The sequence below is a fragment of the Halopseudomonas salegens genome, from assembly GCF_900105655.1.
GTDB classification, from domain to species: Bacteria; Pseudomonadota; Gammaproteobacteria; order Pseudomonadales; family Pseudomonadaceae; genus Halopseudomonas; species Halopseudomonas salegens.
Genome location: NZ_LT629787.1, coordinates 2,087,813 through 2,107,874, shown reverse-complemented (window position 1 = coordinate 2,107,874; position 20,062 = coordinate 2,087,813). Strand labels below are relative to the sequence as shown.

16 protein-coding genes and 1 tRNA gene are annotated in these 20,062 nt (G+C 58.0%); 10 read left to right on the top strand and 7 right to left on the bottom strand.

All coding sequences use genetic code 11. The annotated features are described in order from the left end of the window. Window positions 1-4 precede the first annotated feature (4 nt). Both BLU07_RS09490 and argF read right to left on the bottom strand, forming a co-directional pair. Window positions 5-1,126 (bottom strand): ABC transporter ATP-binding protein, encoded by a 1,122-nt coding sequence (locus BLU07_RS09490; protein ID WP_092386348.1) that lies wholly within the window; start codon window positions 1,124-1,126, stop codon window positions 5-7. 28 nt (window positions 1,127-1,154) lie between these two features. Then, the gene (argF, locus tag BLU07_RS09485) at window positions 1,155-2,060 is read right to left on the bottom strand and encodes an ornithine carbamoyltransferase (RefSeq protein WP_092386346.1); all 906 of its coding nucleotides are present in this window, start codon (window positions 2,058-2,060) and stop codon (window positions 1,155-1,157) included. 240 nt (window positions 2,061-2,300) lie between these two features. Here argF and BLU07_RS09480 point away from each other — a divergent pair, with 240 nt between their 5' ends. The 4 genes from BLU07_RS09480 (at window position 2,301) to BLU07_RS09465 (ending at window position 6,264) form a co-directional block, all read left to right on the top strand. Further along, window positions 2,301-4,391 (top strand): molybdopterin oxidoreductase family protein, encoded by a 2,091-nt coding sequence (locus BLU07_RS09480; protein WP_092386344.1) that lies wholly within the window; start codon window positions 2,301-2,303, stop codon window positions 4,389-4,391. A gap of 104 nt (window positions 4,392-4,495) precedes the next feature. After that, window positions 4,496-4,816 carry a Grx4 family monothiol glutaredoxin gene (gene grxD, locus BLU07_RS09475; RefSeq protein WP_092386342.1) on the top strand — a complete coding sequence of 107 codons (321 nt, stop codon included), beginning with the start codon at window positions 4,496-4,498 and terminating at the stop codon, window positions 4,814-4,816. 66 nt (window positions 4,817-4,882) lie between these two features. Then, entirely contained in the window at window positions 4,883-5,221 is a 339-nt protein-coding gene (locus tag BLU07_RS09470; protein WP_092386340.1) for an outer membrane protein assembly factor BamD, read from the top strand. A gap of 356 nt (window positions 5,222-5,577) precedes the next feature. Beyond that, the gene (locus BLU07_RS09465) at window positions 5,578-6,264 is read left to right on the top strand and encodes an ankyrin repeat domain-containing protein (RefSeq protein WP_092386338.1); all 687 of its coding nucleotides are present in this window, start codon (window positions 5,578-5,580) and stop codon (window positions 6,262-6,264) included. A 153-nt stretch (window positions 6,265-6,417) separates the two neighbouring features. Here BLU07_RS09465 and BLU07_RS09460 read toward each other — a convergent pair. The 3 genes from BLU07_RS09460 to BLU07_RS09450 all read right to left on the bottom strand — a co-directional run bounded on the left by BLU07_RS09460 (window position 6,418) and on the right by BLU07_RS09450 (window position 8,444). Further along, a tRNA-Gly gene (locus BLU07_RS09460) sits at window positions 6,418-6,491 on the bottom strand. Window positions 6,492-6,557: 66 nt separating this feature from the next. Beyond that, window positions 6,558-7,313, bottom strand: a complete 756-nt coding sequence (locus BLU07_RS09455; RefSeq protein WP_092386336.1) for an alpha/beta fold hydrolase — start codon at window positions 7,311-7,313, stop codon at window positions 6,558-6,560. A gap of 141 nt (window positions 7,314-7,454) precedes the next feature. Then, the gene (locus BLU07_RS09450) at window positions 7,455-8,444 is read right to left on the bottom strand and encodes an LLM class flavin-dependent oxidoreductase (protein ID WP_092386334.1); all 990 of its coding nucleotides are present in this window, start codon (window positions 8,442-8,444) and stop codon (window positions 7,455-7,457) included. A gap of 109 nt (window positions 8,445-8,553) precedes the next feature. On the opposite strand from BLU07_RS09450, the gene BLU07_RS09445 reads away from it, so the two are divergent. Genes BLU07_RS09445 through BLU07_RS09430 form a run of 4 tightly spaced genes read left to right on the top strand, consistent with a single transcriptional unit; the run spans window position 8,554 to window position 12,829 of the window. Further along, a complete protein-coding gene (locus BLU07_RS09445) occupies window positions 8,554-9,207 on the top strand; it encodes a methylamine utilization protein (RefSeq protein WP_157719164.1) in 654 nt (217 codons plus the stop codon). Further along, the gene (locus BLU07_RS09440; RefSeq protein WP_092386330.1) at window positions 9,194-11,500 is read left to right on the top strand and encodes a putative bifunctional diguanylate cyclase/phosphodiesterase; all 2,307 of its coding nucleotides are present in this window, start codon (window positions 9,194-9,196) and stop codon (window positions 11,498-11,500) included. The genes BLU07_RS09445 and BLU07_RS09440 overlap by 14 nt, the downstream gene beginning before the upstream one ends. Window positions 11,501-11,504: 4 nt before the next feature. Further along, a complete protein-coding gene (locus tag BLU07_RS09435) occupies window positions 11,505-12,392 on the top strand; it encodes a DUF3034 family protein (protein ID WP_092386328.1) in 888 nt (295 codons plus the stop codon). An 8-nt stretch (window positions 12,393-12,400) separates the two neighbouring features. Beyond that, window positions 12,401-12,829 (top strand): group I truncated hemoglobin, encoded by a 429-nt coding sequence (locus BLU07_RS09430; protein WP_092386326.1) that lies wholly within the window; start codon window positions 12,401-12,403, stop codon window positions 12,827-12,829. On the opposite strand, the gene BLU07_RS09425 is transcribed toward BLU07_RS09430, so the two are convergent. Both BLU07_RS09425 and BLU07_RS09420 read right to left on the bottom strand, forming a co-directional pair. Next, on the bottom strand, window positions 12,816-15,161 hold the full coding sequence (locus BLU07_RS09425; RefSeq protein WP_092386324.1) for a bifunctional diguanylate cyclase/phosphodiesterase: 2,346 nt from the start codon (window positions 15,159-15,161) through the stop codon (window positions 12,816-12,818). The two genes, BLU07_RS09430 and BLU07_RS09425, sit on opposite strands and share 14 nt — an antisense overlap. Continuing rightward, window positions 15,158-16,336 carry a tetratricopeptide repeat protein gene (locus BLU07_RS09420; protein WP_092386322.1) on the bottom strand — a complete coding sequence of 393 codons (1,179 nt, stop codon included), beginning with the start codon at window positions 16,334-16,336 and terminating at the stop codon, window positions 15,158-15,160. Before BLU07_RS09420 ends, BLU07_RS09425 begins: the two co-directional genes overlap by 4 nt. Window positions 16,337-16,516: 180 nt before the next feature. Here BLU07_RS09420 and flhA point away from each other — a divergent pair, with 180 nt between their 5' ends. Both flhA and flhF read left to right on the top strand, forming a co-directional pair. Beyond that, window positions 16,517-18,643 (top strand): flagellar biosynthesis protein FlhA, encoded by a 2,127-nt coding sequence (gene flhA / locus BLU07_RS09415; protein ID WP_092386320.1) that lies wholly within the window; start codon window positions 16,517-16,519, stop codon window positions 18,641-18,643. A gap of 21 nt (window positions 18,644-18,664) precedes the next feature. Next, entirely contained in the window at window positions 18,665-20,041 is a 1,377-nt protein-coding gene (gene flhF / locus BLU07_RS09410; RefSeq protein ID WP_092386318.1) for a flagellar biosynthesis protein FlhF, read from the top strand. Window positions 20,042-20,062 lie beyond the last annotated feature (21 nt).

The window sequence follows — 20,062 nt, the reverse complement described above, 5'->3', positions numbered from 1 at the left end:
CGGTTCAGGCAGACTCGGCCGCATTTTCGTTGTCCAGAACCTGCTCCAATGGCAGCTGGGCATGCACGTTGACACTGCCGCGCGCGGCGAACACCACCAGGTGATCGGCGGCGATACGGATGCCAACGCTCTCACCGACAGCATGATCATCATGGCTGGGGAAAATCGATTCGACCGTGCTGCCGGTAGGCAGTTGCAGCCGATACAAGGTGGTTGCCCCAAGAAAGGTTTTGCCGGTAATCACGGCTTTCAGGCTGCTGGGCTCCTGACCGACGATGTCATCCGGCCGCAGCAATACGTCAACGGCGCTGCCTGCAGGTAGCTGATAGGCACGGTTGCCACGTATGACGCCGAGTTCGGTTTGCACCGTATCGGGTGATAACAGTTGGCCGCGAATGAAGTAGCCCTGCCCGATAAAGCTGGCAACGAAAGGCGTCGCTGGTTCGTGATAGAGGTTGTAAGGGGTATCCCACTGCTGCAACTTGCCGTCTTTCAGTACCCCGACATGATCGCTTACCGAAAAGGCTTCGTTCTGGTCGTGGGTGACCAGCATCGCACTGATACCTCGGGATTTCAGAATCTCGCGCACTTCAGCAGACAGGCGCCGGCGCAATTCGCCATCCAGGTTGGAGAACGGTTCATCCAGCAGTAGCAGTTTGGGGTCGGGGGCCAGAGCCCGCGCCAATGCCACCCGTTGCTGCTGGCCGCCAGACAGCTCATGCGGATAGCGCTTGCCGTAGGCTCCCAGCTTGACCAGATCAAGCAGTTCCTTGACGACCTTGCGCCGTTGCGGATCACGATTGATGCCAAAACCGACATTGTCTTCCACGGTCAGATGGGGAAACAGCGCGTAATCCTGAAACACCATGCCAATCTGGCGTTGCTCCGGGGGTACCTGCTGGCCGGGACGCGAGATTTCGCGACCATCCAGTTGAATGTGACCACCGGTAACCGGCTCGAAGCCGGCAATCGCCCGCAGGGTCGTGGTTTTGCCGCAGCCGGATGGACCCAGCAGACAGCCGATATCTCCGGCGCGCAGGTGAATGTCCAGTTGGCTGACCACAGTGGTATCGCCATAGCCGCAACTCAACTGGTTCAATTCAAGGACGATGCCATTACTGCTCATGCCGAATCTCCCGGGCTGTGCACGGCGCTCAGTCTATCAGAAGGAATTCCACCAGTGCTTTCTGCGCATGCAAACGGTTTTCCGCTTGATCCCAGACTACGCTACGCGGGTCATCCATCAATTCGGCGCTGACTTCCTCACCGCGATGCGCCGGCAGGCAGTGCATGAAAATCACGCTGTCATCGGCCTGATCCAGCATGGCCGGAGTAACCTGGTAAGGCGTGAAGCGCTTGACCCGGGCATCGGCTTCATCTTCCTGGCCCATCGAGGCCCAGACATCGGTATTGACCAGATGCGCGCCGGCAACCGCTTCTGCCGGATCCTGAGTGATCAGCACCCGATCGCCGGCCTGGGCGACAAACCGGGCATCAGGCTCGTAGCCTTTGGGGCAAGCGATGCGCAGTTGAAAGTCGAACTGCACCGCGGCCTGGATAAAGGTGTTGCACATGTTGTTGCCATCGCCGACCCAGGCGACTGTTTTGCCCTGGATGTTGCCGCGGTGTTCCATAAATGTCTGCATGTCGGCCAGCAGCTGACAGGGGTGCAGATCATCACTCAGGCCATTGATAACCGGAACCTGCGAATGGCTGGCGAAGGTGTCCAGCGTTTCATGTGCGAAGGTGCGGATCATGATTGCATCACACATACGCGAGAGCACCCGCGCGCTGTCTTCAATCGGCTCGCCGCGGCCCAGCTGGGTATCGCGTGGTGACAGGAAGATAGCCTGGCCGCCGAGCTGGATCATGCCGGCTTCGAAGGATACCCGGGTACGGGTCGAGGCTTTTTCGAAGATCATACCGAGCACGCGATTTTTCAGTGGCTCGTAGATTACGCCCTGACGTTGCAAAGCCTTCAGCTCCACAGCCCGCTTGAGCAGGGTGTTGAGTTCGGTCTGGCTCAGATCCATCAATGAAAGAAAATGCCGTACAGTCATCACGGGACTACCTGATTGCGGGTTGGCCTGATTACGGAAACAGCTCTACTACCGTGGCTGCAAAGCCCAGTATCAGGCAGACCCAAAAAAGAGAAGCAGCGATCTTATCGGGAAAATCCGCCCCATGGCAAATGTCGCGGGATTCAATTAATGAATAAGTGTGCCATCAGCCTTGGTGGGCGGCAGCATTCCGGCCTATTGTCAGCTATCCGTGAGCCACTGTAGACAACGATAATCAACATGAAAACTACCCATTACCGAGCCTGTCATCTGTGCGAAGCCATATGTGGCCTGGCCATTGAAGTAGAGGACCAGCAAATACTCTCGATCAAGGGTGACCCGCAAGATCCGTTCAGCCGCGGGCATATTTGCCCCAAGGCTACCGCCTTGCAGGATTTGCATACCGATCCGCAACGTTTGCGCCAGCCACAGAAGAAAGTTGCCGGAAAATGGCAGTCGGTGAGCTGGGAAGAGGCATTTGCCGAGATAGCCGAGCGCTTGCAGGCGATCCAGGCCGAGCATGGCAGGCATTCCGTCGCCGTCTATATGGGTAATCCCAATGTGCACAATTTCGGTTCGATGACTCACAGCAACTACTTTCTGGGCCAGTTGCGCACCCGTCAGCGCTTTTCGGCAACCTCGGTCGATCAGTTACCGCATCATCTGGTTTCTCTGTGGATGTACGGCCATATGTTGATGATTCCGATTCCGGATATCGACCATACGGATTATTTCCTGATGCTCGGTGCCAATCCCCTGGCTTCCAATGGCAGCATCATGACCGTGCCGGATGTAAAAAAACGCCTGAAGTCGGTTCAGCAGCGTGGCGGCAAGTTGTTGGTGGTCGATCCACGGCGCAGTGAAACCGCCGATATCGCGGATGAACACCAGTTCATCCGCCCAGGCACGGATGCGGCGTTTCTGCTGGCCATCCTGCATACCCTGTTTGCCGAAGGACTGACCCGGAACACGCCGGTGATGGAGCAGACCAGCGGCCTGCAACACGTGCGTGAAGCAATCGCCGAGTTTGATGCTGCGCGTATGGCGCCGGTATGCGGCATTGCCGCTGAGGATATCCAGCGGATTGCCCGCGAGTTCGCAGCCGCTGAACGTGCGGTTTGCTATGGTCGCATGGGTGTGTCGGTACAAGCTTACGGTACTTTGTGCCAGTGGGTTATCCAGTTGATCAATCTGGTGACCGGGCGGCTGGACGCCGTGGGCGGCGCCATGCTCACCGAAGCGGCCTTTGATGTTACGCGGATGAGCAAGCCCGGACATTTCGACCAGTGGCGTAGCCGGGTATCAGGTTTGCCGGAGTTCAATGGTGAGCTGCCCTCGGTGGCGCTGGCCGAAGAAATGCTGACCCCGGGTGACGGCCAGGTTCGTGCGCTGATTACCTCTGCAGGTAATCCGGTGTTGTCGACGCCGAACGGTCGACAATTGGATCAAGCCCTGGCCGGGCTGGATTTCATGGTCAGCGTCGACCTCTATGTGAATGAAACCACGCAGCATGCCGACTTTATCCTGCCGCCGACCTCACCGTTGGAGCACGATCATTACGACATTACCTTCAACAGTTTTGCTGTGCGCAATGTAACCCGCTATAACCAGCCGGTATTCGCCCAGCCAGAAGGCGCTCTGCATGACTGGGAGATCTTTGTGGGCCTGGGCAAGGCTTTTGCCGACAGGAAGGGCGAGCAGCCCCGGGAGACCAAGCCGCCGGCCGAGATGATCGACGCCGGTCTGCAAGCCGGTCCCTATGCCGAGCGCATCAGCCTTGACGTGCTCAGGCAGCACCCCCACGGCATTGATCTGGGTCCCTTGCAACCCAGCCTGCTGACCCGTCTGCAAACCGGCAGTGGGCAGATCGAAGCAGCCCCGACAGCCATGCTGGCTGATCTTGAACGCTTCGCTGCCAGCCTGACTGAGCCCGTCGATGGCGAGCAGTTGCTGCTGATTGGTCGCCGCCATGTACGCAGCAACAATTCCTGGATGCACAATTACCAGCGGCTGGTGAAGGGGAAGCCCCGGCATCAGCTGTTGATGCATCCGGATGATATGCAGCAGCGTCAGCTTGCCGATGGCCAGCAGGTCAGTGTGCGCTCGCGGGTCGGTGAGCTGGAGGTCATGGTGACGGCCAGCGAGGAGATGATGCCCGGTGTTGTCAGTCTGCCGCATGGTTGGGGCCATGACCGCGAGGGTGTGCAGCAGGACGTTGCCCGTGCCCATGCGGGTGTCAGCGCCAATGACCTGACCGATGAGCTACGGGTTGATGCGGTGACGGGGAATGCTGCCGTCAATGGCGTGCCGGTAGAGGTGGTGGCTGCGTAAGCAAAGCCCACACGGGCTGTGCAGGTGAAGCCAGCCGGGCAATGACGTATAATGCTTCATTGCCCGGCCAATGCCGGACCTGAATCAGCCTCGTGAGGAGCATCATGGATACCATCGAAACCATTAAAGAGCAGACTACCAGCAACCCGGTACTCATCTACATGAAAGGCGCACCCAATGCTCCCCAGTGTGGTTTCTCCGCACGCGCGGTGCAGGCCCTGATGAGTTGCGGCGAGAAGTTTGCCTATGTCGACATTCTGCAGCACCCGGACATCCGGACCGAGCTGCCGAAATACGCCAACTGGCCGACCTTTCCGCAACTGTGGGTCAATGGTGAGCTGGTTGGTGGTGGTGATATCATCATCGAAATGCAGGAATCCGGTGAGCTGCAAACGCTGATCAAAAGCGCAGTCCAGTCTGCCTGAGTGACTGTTCAGCCCCCGCTGCGGCGGGGGTTTTGCTATCAGTGCCAACACAACAAGGAGGTTTCTGTGTACAAATTGATGGTGTCGGCCTTGCTGGCCGCTCTGCTGACGGGGTGTGGAAGTGATGCGCCGGACGCGCCCGCTGGAGACACTGTATTGCAGGGCAGCGGGATGCTGGATATGGAACTGCTCGGGCATGAAGATATCGCCAATGGTGACTTTACCCTGGCTGGCAAGCAATACGAGGTAGTGGTCTACCGTGAAGATTTTGTCCCGGCCGGCATCTGGATCGATTGGGATAAGCCTGCTTTCGTCGGACAGGTAACCGCCACCCTGGAGCCGCAAAGCGAGATTCGCACGGTCGGTGAACCGATTTACCGGTTAGTTGATATCCAGAAACAGTGAGTGTTTTTCCTGGAAACGTCTCTCGACTCAACCAGGTGTGAGCGACATCGGCTCTTGAACCGCTATGATTCGGCAAGCGGGCGGCTGTTCTGGTTTTGCGCCAGGGAACTCTGAATAACTCATTGCATGCTCAGCCTGAAAACCCCGAAGGGCTGGGCCTGAAGCGCAGACCTGCGGCATTTTGTTGCTGGTAAAGGCAACCAGCCTTCACGTCCCAACCAAGCACAGCATCTGCACGCTTCAGCAGGGAGTTAGTGAGAGGCTCCTTGGTTACCGGACTCCGCTAGAGTTCGAGATAATTAACTGATGTGGGCGTGTCCACTTTATTGGGGGAAGTCCACATTCCGAGAAGAACAATGAAAAAGACACTACTGGCTCTACTGGCCGCCACGATCCTGAGCGCCTGTAGCGCGCCTGACGAGGTACTGTTCGAGGCAATTCGAGCGAAAGATACCGCACACGTTGAACGCATCATCGCGAAGGGCAATGTAAACCTTGACCCGCCGCAACAACCCAATCAGGTCAACAAACCGCTCGCGTTCGCTGCAGCCTACGGTAATCTCGAGGTCGTCAAGCTGATACTTGAAGGCGGGGCCGATATAAATGGTCAAGTCGCCTACGGTGACACTGCCCTAATCAAAGCTGTGGAACACGACAACTGGGATGTGGCTACCTATCTTATTGAGCAGGGCGCGGACGTGAACCAACCGAATGCATTCGGCGTTTCACCGTTCATCGGATTCTGCGCTCTCGGCAGGACTGACCTGGTTCAACTCGCACTAGCCAAAGGCGGAAAGGTCAACGCGCATTTCGCCCACAGGACGGAGCAGAACCAAGGAAAACGAAACTACACGGCCCTTCAAGCTGCCGTTGCGTATGGAAAGACTGATGTGGTGCAGATTCTCTTGGAGCATGGTGGTGACCCAACCATCAGGGATCAAACCGGGAAAACAAGCCTGGAATTAGCACGAGAGAAAGGCCACGCAGACATCGTGGACCTATTTGAGGGTAGAGCACCTGGCCTTGAGGCAAGGGGGGCTTGATGCATGTCAATGGCCATTAGCACCATACAAGGCGTGACGCGCTGGCCTGCTAGCAAATGATAGCGCTTGAATCTGTATGGGGCAGAAAAATCAAGCTAAATCAGTGCTTTGCGATTTTTTGTGGGAGTGGTGATGGCGGATGATACATAGACATGGAGCGGGTGAAGGGAATCGAACCCTCGTCGTAAGCTTGGGAAGCTTCTGCTCTACCATTGAGCTACACCCGCACGCCGCTCTTTATACCTGAGAAGCAGGGTAAAAACTACTGTGTCATAGGGTTTCCGCTTTGCCTTTCATGCCAGAAAGTCGACAATGGCGGAATGGAATGCCGGTTTCCACAAGGCTGTGCTGTGATTGCCCCGGGTAATCACCAGCTCTGAGCCCGGAATGGCGGCGTGCAGCCGCTGCGGGCTGGTGGCAAAGGAGTCATCACGCCCCGCGAGAACCAGCGTACTGGCCGTGATGCGTTCCAGTGGAATGCGCTGGCGGTGAAACGCCAATGCTTGCGCGGCAAGCGCCTTGCGGTCAGCCCAGATGAGGTCGGCAAATAGTCGGAAACCTGCCAATATCGGATGCCGAATCGAAGAACGTCGACGCGCCAGCATGGCTGAGGCCAGCGCTTTGCTGCCCCGCGCACGGTTACTGCCGAGGTCAAGCGTGGAGCCACCAATGCCGCCTATCACCAAGCGCCGTATGCGCTTCTCGCCGACGGCGGTCAGCAGGGCAACGGTTGCGCCCATGGAGTAACCCACCAGATCAACTTCATCCAGTCCCAGTTCATCCATCAGCGCAATGATGTCCAGCGCCATTCTGGATTCACCATAGAAGCTGCTTTCATGGGGCTTGCCGGACCGCCCGTGCCCGCGGGCGTCAAGTGCAATGACCCGGCGCCCGGCACGCGTCAGCGCGCGAACTATGCCGGGCATGACCCAGTTCAGCCTGGCGTTGGCTACATAGCCGTGTTGCAGAATGACCGGCGGACCGGGCTGGCGTGCGCCCCACTGCTGGTAGTAGATATCAACGCCATCGCTTGATGTGAATCTGGCCATAACTACCCCCATGCATTCATTGTCACCCCATGAATAGACTATGGTTGACGTGTTAAGTGCCTGCTTTCTCGCATTTGGCCCGGCCAATTGCTCCAGCAAGCCTTTGAAAAACTACCTGTGTTTCAGGGGTTCCCCGGAAACTCATAGCTGACGGTTGACCCGCATCAGGCGACTGAAGCTATCGCGCCGTGCCGCCTGATCATAAATGCTGCTGTTGACGATCAGTTCATTGACGTGTGTGCGTTCCTGCAGACTCGCCAGCTGTTCACTCACGGCCGTTTCGTCGCCGATCAGGGTGCCAGCCAGGGTAGACATGACGTGCTGGCGTTCATGGGGTTGCCAGAGAGCTTCCATGTCCTCGACCGGCGGGGGCAGTTGTCCCGGCGTGCCGCGCACCAGGTTAAGGAATGCCTGTTGATGGGAGCTGGCGAAAAAGTGTGCCTGTTCACGACTCTCGGCTACATAGGCATTGATACCGAGCATGGCGTAGGGCTCTGCCAATTGTTCGGATGGTTGGAAATGGTCCCGATAGGTTGCCAGTGCAGCGTGCAGGTAATCCGGGGAAAACTGCCCGGCAAAAGCAAATGGCAGTCCGAGCTGGCCTGCCAGCTGCGCACTGAAAGTGCTGGAGCCCAACAGCCAGAGGGGGACCGCCAGGCCCGCACCGGGCGTTGCCCGCAGCCGTTGCCCGGGCTGTGCGGGCGCAAATAGCCGACGTAACTCATCCAGCATCTGCGGAAAGTCCTCGCCATCGCTGCGGCCCCGGCGCAATGCAGCGGCTGTGGCGGGGTCCGTGCCGGGAGCGCGGCCGAGGCCAAGGTCAATTCGCCCGGGATACAAGGATTCCAGGGTGCCGAACTGTTCGGCGATCTGCAGGGGAGCGTGGTTGGGCAGCATGATGCCGCCTGAGCCGATGCGGATTGTATCGGTGCCGGCGGCAAGAAAGCCCATTACCACCGAGGTGGCGGCGCTGGCAATGCCGGTCATATTGTGGTGTTCGGCGACCCAATAGCGCTGGTAACCCGCCGTTTCACAGTGACGAGCAAGTGCCAGGCTGTTGTGCAAGGCATCTCGCGGTGTCTTGCCGGCAGGTACCGGGCAAAGATCAAGTACGGACAGGGGGATCGGCATGGTTGTATTGCTCGGTTGGTATCAGAAAAATTATGCTACTGTCGTAATATCAAACTTCAAGTGCATTCACGGGCGCATTCAAATGGTATTACCTGTGCTGAGGTGGCGATTGTTTGCTGTAGGGCTGACCGCCACGTTGGTTTTGCTGGCCAGTGTTGGAATCTCCGCGCAAACCTTGAGTCTGCAGCTCAGCGACTCGGCTGGCAACCCGTTATCCGGAGCCGTTGTGCTGGTGGATACCGGTAGCGCCGCTGCCCCCCTGTCTGCTGCAGTCATGGATCAGGTTGATATGCAGTTTACGCCACAGGTGCTGGTGGTTCCGCCAGCCACCGAGGTGGAGTTCCCCAATAGCGATGATGTGCGCCACCACGTTTACTCTTTTTCGCCAGCCAAACGTTTCGAATTGCGTCTGTTCAAGGGCTCGGAAGCGCCTCCGGTACTGTTCGACAAGCCCGGCGCAGTCGTGCTGGGCTGTAATATCCATGACCGGATGCGTGGCTATATTCTGGTAGCCGAACAGGCCCGCCATGCTGTCACCGACGCGGCAGGCGACGTTGAGCTGGTCGACCTGCCTGCCGGAGAATGGCTGGTAGCCGTCTGGCATCCACGCTTGCAGGATGCGGCTCCAGTGGATCTGGGTGTGTTTGCTGCGGGCCAGCATGGGCTTCAGATTGCTATCCCTGCAGAGGTAACCAGCGCTGAGCCTGAACTGTCGCCTTTACAGCAACGTTTCCGCCGGGCTGCCGGTCATGCCAAAGATTAAGCGACTGCGAACCCGGCTGATGCTGGTGCTGATTGCACTGCTGGCCGGGGTTCTGCTGGCAGTTTTTGCGGCCGTCCTGAATACCACCAGTAACTCTGCTGAGCGACAGGCGCACCGGCAGCTTGTTGTTGGCGCCAATGTTCTGGATCGTCTGCTTGCGCTGCGTGCGCGGGAGCTGGCCAACGCCGCCGAAGTGCTGGTAGCGGATTTTGGTTTCCGCGACGCTGTGGCCAGTGGTGACATGCCGACACTGGCCTCGGCGTTGCGCAATCAGGCGGCACGCATTGGCGCTGATCAGGCCCTGTTTCTGGATACCGATGGCCGTGTTCGGGCGACCAGTCAGGGTGCGGTTGACGGTCGTGATGATCTGGATCTGCAAGCCATGCAACCCTTGCCTCAGGGCGGCATGTTGGCGGTGCTGGGAGGGCGGCCGTATTTGCTGGTCGAAGCGCTGGTGCATGCCCCCAGGCTGCTCGGACAAGTAGTGCTGGCGTTTGCACTGGATGCCGAGTTGGCCACTGATATGCGTGCCCTGACCGGCCTGGAGGTCAGTTTTGTCACCCGTGAGCAAGACCAGGTCGTCGATCAGGTTGCCACCCTGCGTGACTTTGCACCGGCGCGTGCGGAGGATGCTGCAGCGATGCGAGTGCTGGCGGGGGAATATTACCTGACCACGCGGCTTGACTTGCTGGATGAAGCGCCGTGGGCGGTTTACGCCGAAATGCTCAGCCCCTTGCGAGAAGCTCTGGCCATTTTTGATGTGCTCAAGCGGGAGCTATGGTTGATTGCCTTGCTGGCGCTGGTGATCTCCTTTATTGCTGCCATGCTGCTGGCCGGCAGCCTGTCGCGACCGGTCAGCGAGTTGGCGATCATGGCGCGGCGGATCGGTAGTGGTGACTACCGGGCGCAGGCGAGCCTGCAGCGCAGCGATGAACTGGGCTTGCTGGCGCAGAGTATCGACCGGATGCGCGGCGAAATCGCCGAACGTGAGCAGCAAATCCAGCACAATGCCCTGCATGATCCTTTGACCGGTCTGGCCAATCTGACGCGTTTGCATGGCCGACTGGATGAGTCCTTGCAGGCGCGGCAGCACGGGGTTCTGGTGTTACTGGCGTTGGCCGAGGTGGATGCGATCATTCGGGTGCATGGTCAGGCGGCGTTCGAGCAGGCCATCATTGAACTGGCTGACGCCTTGCAGCAAGGGGATGAACACAGCGAGTTGATTGCCTATCAGCCCGGTGAAGGATTCTTTTTACTTCTGGAGCAGGAGTCCCTGGCGCAGGCAGCGGTCCATGCCGATCGGGCTCTGACTCTGCTCTCCACTGACGTGCGTATGCCCGGCGGCAAACAGAGCCTGACCTGGCTGGCTGGGCTGGTGTTATGGCCAGAGCAGGGTAATCATGGCGATGAGTTGCTGCGCCGCGTGCGCATGGCGGTGTCGTCCGCCCAGCCGGGCGCTGATCGTCTTGCGGTGTACCAGAGCGAGCGTGATCAGGCCTATCAGCGCCGTATGCAATTGATTCGTGACCTGCCCCATGCTGTTCGCCTCAATGAGTTGTCCGTCGTCTTTCAGCCAAAGCTATGCATGGCAACGGGTAAGGTTCATGCCGTAGAGGCATTGATACGATGGCACCATGGCCGACTGGGTCCTGTCGGCCCGGATGAATTTATTGTCCTGGCAGAAGAAACCGGCAGTATTGGCTTGTTGACCGAGTGGATGCTGGAAGCGGTCATGACACAGTTGCAACGCTGGCAGGCTGCAGGTTGGTATATCGAAGTGGCAATGAACGTCTCGACCCGGGATCTGGAGAATGCCGGCTTTCCGGCCCAGGTGCGCAATGCGCTGGAGCGCTATCAGATAGCGCCACAATCGTTGTCGCTGGAAGTGACGGAAAGTGCCTTGATGCGTGATCCGGAAGCCAGCATTGTCAATCTGCGCCGATTGCGCGAGCTGGGTATAAGCCTCGCTGTGGATGATTACGGAACCGGTTACTCATCCCTGGCGACATTGAAAAGCCTGCCGGTACAGATACTCAAGATCGATAAGTCCTTTGTTCTCAACCTGGCTCAGAACGCAGATGATGCGGTGATTGTGCGCTCAACCATTGAGTTGGCTCACAATATGAACTTGCAGGTCGTTGCCGAAGGTATTGAGGATGAGGCCAGCCTGAATTGGTTGCGTGAACACGGCTGCGAGATAGGTCAGGGCTATTTCATCAGCCGCCCACTGCCGGTGGCTGACCTGGAAAAGTGGCTGCAAGCACGCGAAAAACCGGTTATTCAAGGAAACTGAACCTATGCAGATTGGATCCACATCACGCAGATTGCTGCAATTGCTGGGACTGAGCAGTCTCCTGTTGGCTGCGACAGCTCTGAGTCCGGCATTTGCGGGTGATCGTTTGTTGGCGACCGGCGGTGCCACCAGTATTGAAGGCGCGGCTGGCGGCGGCATTGTGCCCTGGGCCGTGATGTCCGGTTACGCGACCCGTGAGCAGTGGGGTGGCGATGTATTCGCGACCCATGTGGATACCCGGGACTATCGTTTTGACAGTTTTGGCGCCAGCTTCAGCTATGCCAATCGGGTGGAGTTGTCAGTCGCCCGCCAGCGCCTGGATATCGGTCGCCTGAGCCGGCAATTGAGCTTGCCGGACAGCAGCCTGCATCAGGACGTCTTCGGCCTCAAGGTACGCCTGTTCGGTGATCTGGTGTATGACCGCTTACCCCAGGTGTCGGCCGGTTTGCAGCACAAGCGTCAGCGAAATTTTACTATTCCGCAAACGGTCGGGGCGCGGCGCAGCAGTGATGAAGATGCTTACATATCAGCCAGTCGGCTGGTGTTGGGTGGGGCTTTTGGCTATAACCTGTTGCTGAATGGCACGCTGCGCTACAGCCGTGCCAACCAGACCGGGTTGCTGGGCTTTGGTGGCGACCGGAACGATCAGCATGACTGGTTGGGTGAGGCCAGTGTCGCGGTAATGCCAAGTCCCCATTGGGTTGTCGGAGTCGAGTATCGGCAGAAGCCAGACAATCTGTCGTTTGCCCGTGAAAGTGACTGGAAAGATATTTTCGTGGGTTATTTCCCGAACAAACACCTTGCCGTGGTTGCGGCCTGGGCCGACCTGGGGTCGATCGCTACGCTGGACGATCAGACCGGCATGTACCTGTCATTGCAGCTGAGTTATTAGGAGTCACCATGCGTTTGTTGCCCATTGCTGTCTTGTGTCTGGGGCTCGGTGCCTGTGCTGCGCCCGAGAAGCCGCCAGCTGATGATGATCTGTATCAGGCCCTGGGTGGTCAGGCCGGAATTGCCCGTATCGTCGAAGGCCTGCTGATCAATATTTCCGAGAACCCGCGCATCGTCCATCATTTCCAGGACACTGACATTGACCGGCTGCATGACATGTTGATCGAGCAGTTCTGCTTCGAGGCGGGTGGGCCGTGTGAATACACCGGTGACAGCATGGCCGAGAGTCATACCGGTATGGACCTGACCGAGTCGGACTTCAATGCGCTGGTTGAGGATCTGATTGCGGCCATGCAAGAGCAGGGCGTGCCGGTCGCTGCACAAAATCGTCTGCTGGCACGGCTGGCACCCATGCGCAGCGATATTATTTATCGTTAGCCCCGTCCGCAGCCTCGCTGGGTAGCAGCTCGGCGCCCGGCATACCGATATAAGCACCCTGAGCGAAATCGATACCCAGGTGCTGCACCTGGTCAAATACCGCCTGGTTGTGCACGAATTCGGCTACGGTCTGCATGCCAAGCTCACGGGCAAACTGGACAATGCCCCGGGTCAGGGTCAGTGCGGTACTGTCATGGTCGAGCTGACGGATCAGGCTGCCGTCAATCTTGATCAGGTCAACATTCAGCCGCAGCAAGTGTTCGAAGTTGGAGTAGCCAGTACCAAAATCGTCAATCGCAATCTGGCAGCCCATAGCCTTGGCCTGATCAATAAATTGGCGAACTGCCGCGTAATTTTCAATGCCTTCGGACTCCAGAATCTCGAAGATGACCTGACCGGCAACCTGGTTGTCGGCCAACTGCTGCAGAATAAAGTCGGTCAGATCGCTGTCGAGCAAATCCTCACCGGACAGGTTGAGGGAAAATTGCTGGTCAGTACCGCGAAAGCGCTCAACGGCCTGTTCAACCATGGTCCGTGTGAGCGAACGGTATAGACGGATTTTTTTGGCTACGGCGAGAAACTCTCCCGGGCTGACCGCTACTTCCTGTTCATCAATGAGCCTGACCAGGCATTCGTATTTGCCGATTTTCCCCGTTCGCACATCCATTATGGGCTGGAAGTATGGGCGGATGCGGCCGTTTTCCAGTGCGGTTTTCAACCGGTTGGCCCACTGCAGATTATGCTCGTAGTCGCGTTTTATGCCTTGTGCCGGGTCATAGATACGCAAGCTGTTCTGGCTCAGGCGCGCTTGCTTGAGGGCGATGTTGGCACAGGAAAGCAGCTCATGCGCCTGGTGTTGCTGGCTATCCAGTTGCCAGCTGCTGGCCAGGCCAAGACTGGCACTCAGGGGGATCTGCTGGTCTTCCCAGCGGCTGTTCAGGCTATTGAGAAAGTGGTGCAGATTGGCGAGGCGATCTTGCAACACATGCGTTTGAAGGCGCCCAGGCAGCCAGATGGCAAATTCGTCCGCCGGCATTCGGTACAGCCGAGCGCTGGCCCACGACTGGTTGGTGCGCATGAAGTCGGTCAGGCTGTTGGCCAGGTGCAGGATGATGTGATCACCACAGGGGTGGCCATACACATCATTGATTTCCTTGAAGGCATCCAGGTTGAGCAGCACCAGCGAACCCTGCTTGCTGCGCTTGCGCAAATCCAGCAGCAACCGGGCCCGGTTGGGCAGGCCGGTCAGGCTGTCGGTATACAGGTTATGCAGCTGCCTGAGCGTACTGGCTACCATGAACAGGATGATTCCCGATAACAGTAACAGCACACTGCCGATGCCCAGCGCAATGCGCAGATTGCTCTGACGCATGGGCGTTAATACGGCATCGATTTCAGCCTGAGGTACACCAATACCAAAGGTCATGCCCGCACGTGTAGTGGAAAAGAACAGCGCATAATCGCCACCTGCTATGCGTATCCGGTCTTTTTGCATGGGTGCCAGCAATTCGCGAGCAGTCAGTGAGGTAGCGCTATTGGTTTCGACCTGTCGCTGGTGCAGTTCACGGTCTGCGATAGCATCCATCAGTTGCTGGGCTTTTGGCGTGTCGGCCAGAGCCAGGCTGCTCAGGTTGCGATTCTCGCGGTCGAGCAGAAAGGCGAAGGTGCTCGGGGTAACTTCAACCCGACTGACCAGACGGATGATGTCGTCGGCGCGCCAGTCGGTACTGGCAACCCCCAGCCAGTCGCCCGCGCTATTCCGCAAGGGGGTGCTCAGGCTGATGACGACCGCATCGCTGCGGATGCTGTAGTAGGCGGGTGTCCAATGCAGTGCAGCGGGTTCCGGGTGAGTCTTGAGTATCTCGTGCAACTCAGGGTAGCCACTCCCTTGTTGCCAGCGAGGACTCTCGGTATCCAGCTGAATATGCGCGCCATCGCGATAGGCGAACAGGTTCAGTGGGCTACTGTTTCCCTGCGGGGCATCATCAAACAGCAGGCTCGCAGCGTAGACGTCAGGGAATTCTGCGAGTGTGGTTTCCAGCATGGTGTCCAGCTCAGTCAGGCTGCCGCCCAGTGCATGCCATTGTTGGGTCATGCGGGCAAGGTCACGGGTGTTTTTCTCCATCAGGCTGTGGTGACTGTTTATGCGATCAAGGTTGGCATAAAAGGTGTCGGCCACCTGTTGTTCGCGAAGCTGGGTCATTGCCTGCTGGGCAAAATTGAGGTTCAGGGTGGACATCAGCCACATGCCCAGAATGAACAGCAGTACCAGCAGTCCGAGCACCAGAAGTATGCTGTGACGGAGATTGACTGCTCGCGGGGGAGCTTTCATCTGGGCATCTGTCGGTGGTCGTCGCGAATACGACGCTGAGCGGCATTCAGTTGCTCATCGGACAACCGGCTGGCTTGTTCTTCGACGTGGGCTCTGGCGTCGCTCTCACCGCCGAGCAGGGCCAGGCTATACCAGATATAGGCTTGCTGGGCATCGGGTGCGCCATCCAGGCCTTTGGCAAAACTCTCGGCAAGACGCATTTGTGCCCGGGTCGACCCCAGTCGAGCAGCGCGACTCAACCACTCGCGAGCGGCGCCGGTCTGGGCGGTGTTATCTGCCAGCAGGCTTTCTGCCAACGCCAGCTGCGCATCAGGATGATTCTTCTCGGCGGCCTGAAACCAGTAGCTGCGGCTGCGTGATGTATCCACACTGGTGCCACGGCCCTCAGCATAGGCCACCCCTGCAGCGTATTGCGCTGCGGCCAGGCCCTGTGTCGCTGCTGCTTCCAGCCATTGTAGTGCCGTGCGGTTATTGAGGTTGTCACCCTGGCCGGTTTGCAAGAGTTCAGCATACAGCAGTTGGCCGGGAGCATGATTCTGCTCTGCGGATAGCCGCGCCCACTCCAGGGCGCTGGCCAGGTCTCCATCCGTTCTTTCCAGGCTGGCAAGGTGGTGCTGGGCCTTGGGGTCACCGGCTGCTGCCGGTTGCTCACAGTTATTGCGTGCCCGCCGCAGATTGCGAATGGTGAAATACAGGTAGCAGTTATTGATCTGTCGCTGAGTCGTTTCCTGCACAGAGGAACGGGTGTCCGAACTCCGCTGATTGGCCTGGCGCTCAACTGCCATGGCTTTCTCGACGCGCTCGGCAAAGGCACTGACATCATCCGGGCAGGAATAGAGGTAACCGCGACGGTAGCGGTTCAGGTTTTCCTGGCTGGCAGCCCGCCCGCGGTACTGTTCGGCAATAGCCTGGCAGCGCTGGTCTCTCTCGGTGGTGACCTTCGCGATGTAGGCGCTATACCGGCGGTTGTCTTCATGCTCTTCCAGATAGCGAGTCAGCGGATCGATGTAGGGTTGAGCAAACAATTCAGCCAGCTCAGTCTCGCGTTCGCTTTGACTGTCGGACGTGCTTTCCTTGTCTGTTTCACCACTGTCGGTTTGCCGCTCAGGCAGGCCGCTACAGCCAACAAGCAGTACAAACAGGCTGATTAACAGCGGCGCAGAAAACTGATTCATGGAGCCTCATCTCAAACAGGTGCGGTGGCCGTAAGCACAAGAGCATATCATTGCCGCAGGCTTCGAGGCAGCCCGTGGTTGAGAATGCATGGCTAAATTCTCGGTAAAATGGAACGCTTCTTGCTGAGTACTTGTGCAAGCGGTTTTATGCGTCAACTTTTTGATGGGGAAAGGACAGGCATGGCAGTCGATCGCACACAAGTGCTGGGGAATATGCGGAGCAGTTTACTCAGCTTGCGTCACGGCAGCCTGGGCGTGCCGATTCTGCTGCTGGTGATTCTCGGCATGATGATGTTGCCGATGCCGCCTTTTCTGCTGGACACCTTTTTTACGTTCAATATTGCGCTGGCACTGGTGGTGTTGCTGGTCTGTGCCTATGCTTTGCGGCCACTGGATTTTGCTGTCTTCCCGACCATTTTGCTGGTAGCGACCCTGTTGCGCCTGGCACTGAACGTAGCGTCGACACGGGTAGTCCTGTTATATGGTCATGAGGGTGGCGATGCCGCTGGCAAGGTGATTCAGGCCTTTGGCGAAGTGGTCATCGGTGGTAATTACGTCGTGGGTCTGGTGGTGTTTGCCATTCTGATGATTATCAACTTCGTGGTTGTGACCAAAGGTGCCGGACGTATTTCCGAGGTCAGCGCCCGTTTTACCCTGGACGCCATGCCGGGCAAGCAAATGGCGATTGATGCCGACCTGAATGCCGGCATTATCAATCAGGAAGAAGCCAAGCTGAGACGCCAGGAAGTGGCTCAGGAAGCCGATTTCTATGGTTCCATGGACGGCGCCAGCAAATTTGTTCGCGGTGATGCCGTGGCTGGCTTGCTGATTCTGGCGATCAATATCATTGGTGGCCTGGCCATCGGCATGGCGCAGCACGGTTTGCCCTTTGCTGAAGCCGGGCGCATCTATGTGCTACTGACCATCGGTGACGGTTTGGTGGCACAAATTCCTTCGTTGCTGTTGTCGACCTCTGCGGCGGTCATGGTTACCCGCGTTTCTACCTCGGAAGATATGGGTGACCAGGTACAGCGGCAAATGTTTACCTCACCCAAAGCCATGGCTATTGCTGCCGGTATTCTGATTGTCATGGGTCTGATTCCCGGCATGCCGCATTTTTCATTCCTCTCGCTCGGCGCGCTGGCTGCTGGTGCCGCGTACTGGATAGCCCAGAAACAGAAAAACAAGGAAGAAGCCGCGGCGGAAGAGGAGCGCAAGGAAGCGGAGGTACCGGCATTGCAGAAGCCGGAAACCCGAGAGCTGGGTTGGGATGATGTGACCCCGGTGGATATGTTGGGCCTGGAAGTCGGCTACCGTCTGATCCCCCTGGTTGATCGCAACCAGGGTGGCCAGTTGCTGGCGCGGATCAAGGGGGTACGCAAGAAACTGTCGCAGGATCTGGGCTTTTTGATGCCTTCGGTACATATTCGCGACAACCTGGATCTGGCGCCCAATGTCTACCGCATCACCTTGATGGGCGTTGGTGTGGCAGAAGCCGAGATCTATGCCGACCGTGAATTGGCGATCAATCCGGGACAGGTGTTTGGCGAGATCAAGGGTATTCCCGGCAAGGATCCGGCTTTTGGTCTTGAAGCAGTATGGATTGAAGCCGGGCAGAAAGACCAGGCGCAGTCGCTGGGCTATACCGTGGTGGATGCGAGTACCGTTGTTGCTACGCACCTGAACCAGATCATGCACAAGCATGCCCACGAGTTGCTGGGTCACGAAGAGGTGCAGCAGCTGATGCAGGTGTTGGCCAAGGCCTCACCCAAGCTGGCGGAGGAGCTGGTGCCGGGGCTTGTTTCACTGTCCGGGTTGCTCAAGGTGTTGCAGGGGCTGCTGCAAGAGCAGGTGCCAGTGCGTGACATTCGTACCATCGCCGAAGCCATCGCCAATCAGACCAGCAAGAGTCAAGATCCCGGCGCGTTGATCGCTGCGGTGCGCATCGCCTTGTCTCGCTCAATCGTGCAAAGCATTGTCGGGCTTGACGTTGAGCTGCCTGTGATCACTCTGGATCCAAAGTTGGAACAGATGTTGCTACAGAGTATTCAGAAGGCAGGACAGGGTGGTGAAGACGGCATCATGCTCGAGCCGGGAATGGCGGAAAAACTGCAACGTTCCCTGGCAGAAGCGGTTCAGCGTCAGGAGATGCAAGGCAAGCCGGCAATATTGCTGGTTGCCGGTCCGGTACGCAACATGATGGCGAAGTTTGTTCGCTACGCCGCGCCAGGTACCCACGTACTGTCCTACCAGGAGATTCCCGACAACAAGCAGGTCACTATCGTGGCCACCGTCGGGCAGAATTGAGCATAAAGGGTGAGGTCAGCCATGAAAGTCAAACGTTTCTTTGCCGCCAACATGAGTCAGGCGATGAAGCAGGTCCGCGACGAGCTGGGGCCGGAAGCTTCCATCATTGGCAACCGTCGGGTAGTTGGCGGAATTGAGCTGACCGCTGCGCTGGATTACGAGCCAGCACGAGTAACGCCACCCACACCGGGCCTGGATCGTGAGTTGAAGAAAACCCGCGAGCAGATGGTTACCGCCCGGGCACGACTGGATGCCGGCGAGCGCTCAAGCGACAGCCCGGTAGTCAACCGCCAAATGTTTGGCGACAGCATGCGCGAGGCCGCTGAAAGTGGCTCGACTGAAGCCCGTGATTTCCTCGCCCGCTTGCAGCAGGAAGCGACCGAACCTTATGTGGCGCCGCTGGCCAAACCCGCAAAAGCACCTGAGGCCTACAGCGAACAGGCGAGCTCCAGTGCCAGCGACAGCGCCGGTATGCAAGCGATGAAAGCCGAACTTGCCGGCCTGCGGGACTTGCTTGAAGTACAGCTGGGCAGCATGGCCTGGGGGCAGATCAATCAGCAGCAGCCCAAGCAGGCGGGGTTGTGGCGCAAGCTGACCCAGTTGGGTTTGCCGGCAGAGCTGTCGCAGCAATTGATGACCAAGGTGGCCGATATCTCCGATCAGCGCCAGGCCTGGCGCTTGCTCCTGGCTCATCTGGCGCACAGCCTGCCGGTTGCAGAAGCCGACCTGGTGGACAAGGGCGGTGTTATCGCTCTGGTTGGGCCGACCGGCGCCGGCAAGACTACCACCCTGGGCAAACTGGCCGCGCGCTATGTGCTCAAACACGGCAGTCAACACGTGGCTCTGGTTACCATGGATACCTATCGTATTGGTGCCCATGAACAGCTGCGTACCCTGGGCCGTATTCTCAATGTGCCGGTACGGGTGGTGGATGAACAGAACAACCTGAGCGAGGTGTTGGCGGATTTTGCCGACAAGCGTCTGGTGCTGGTGGATACTGCGGGTATGCATGGGGATGATCCGGAGCTGCGCAGCCAGCTGAATGAGCTGGCGCAACAGGGTCGCCGAGTGCAACCTCTGCTGGTACTGCCGGCCACCAGCCAGTATCGTGTGCTCAAGGCTGCCTGGCACAGCTATAAACGCTGCAACCTGGTTGGCTGTGTGCTGACCAAGGTCGATGAGGCAGCGACACTGGGTGAGGGACTCGGGCTGGCTATGGAGGTCGGTTTGCCGTTAGCCTATCTGGCAGATGGCCAGCGTATTCCGGATGACATCAGTAAGGCCGTTGGCCATAAGCTGGTCAGTCGTGCAGTCAGCCTGGCCAGTGAGGAAACACCGGCAGATGCCACCATGGCCGACGTTTTTGCCGGTATACTAAATAGCCAGCGTGCTGGTTGAAAACAATACAGATTAAGGTAA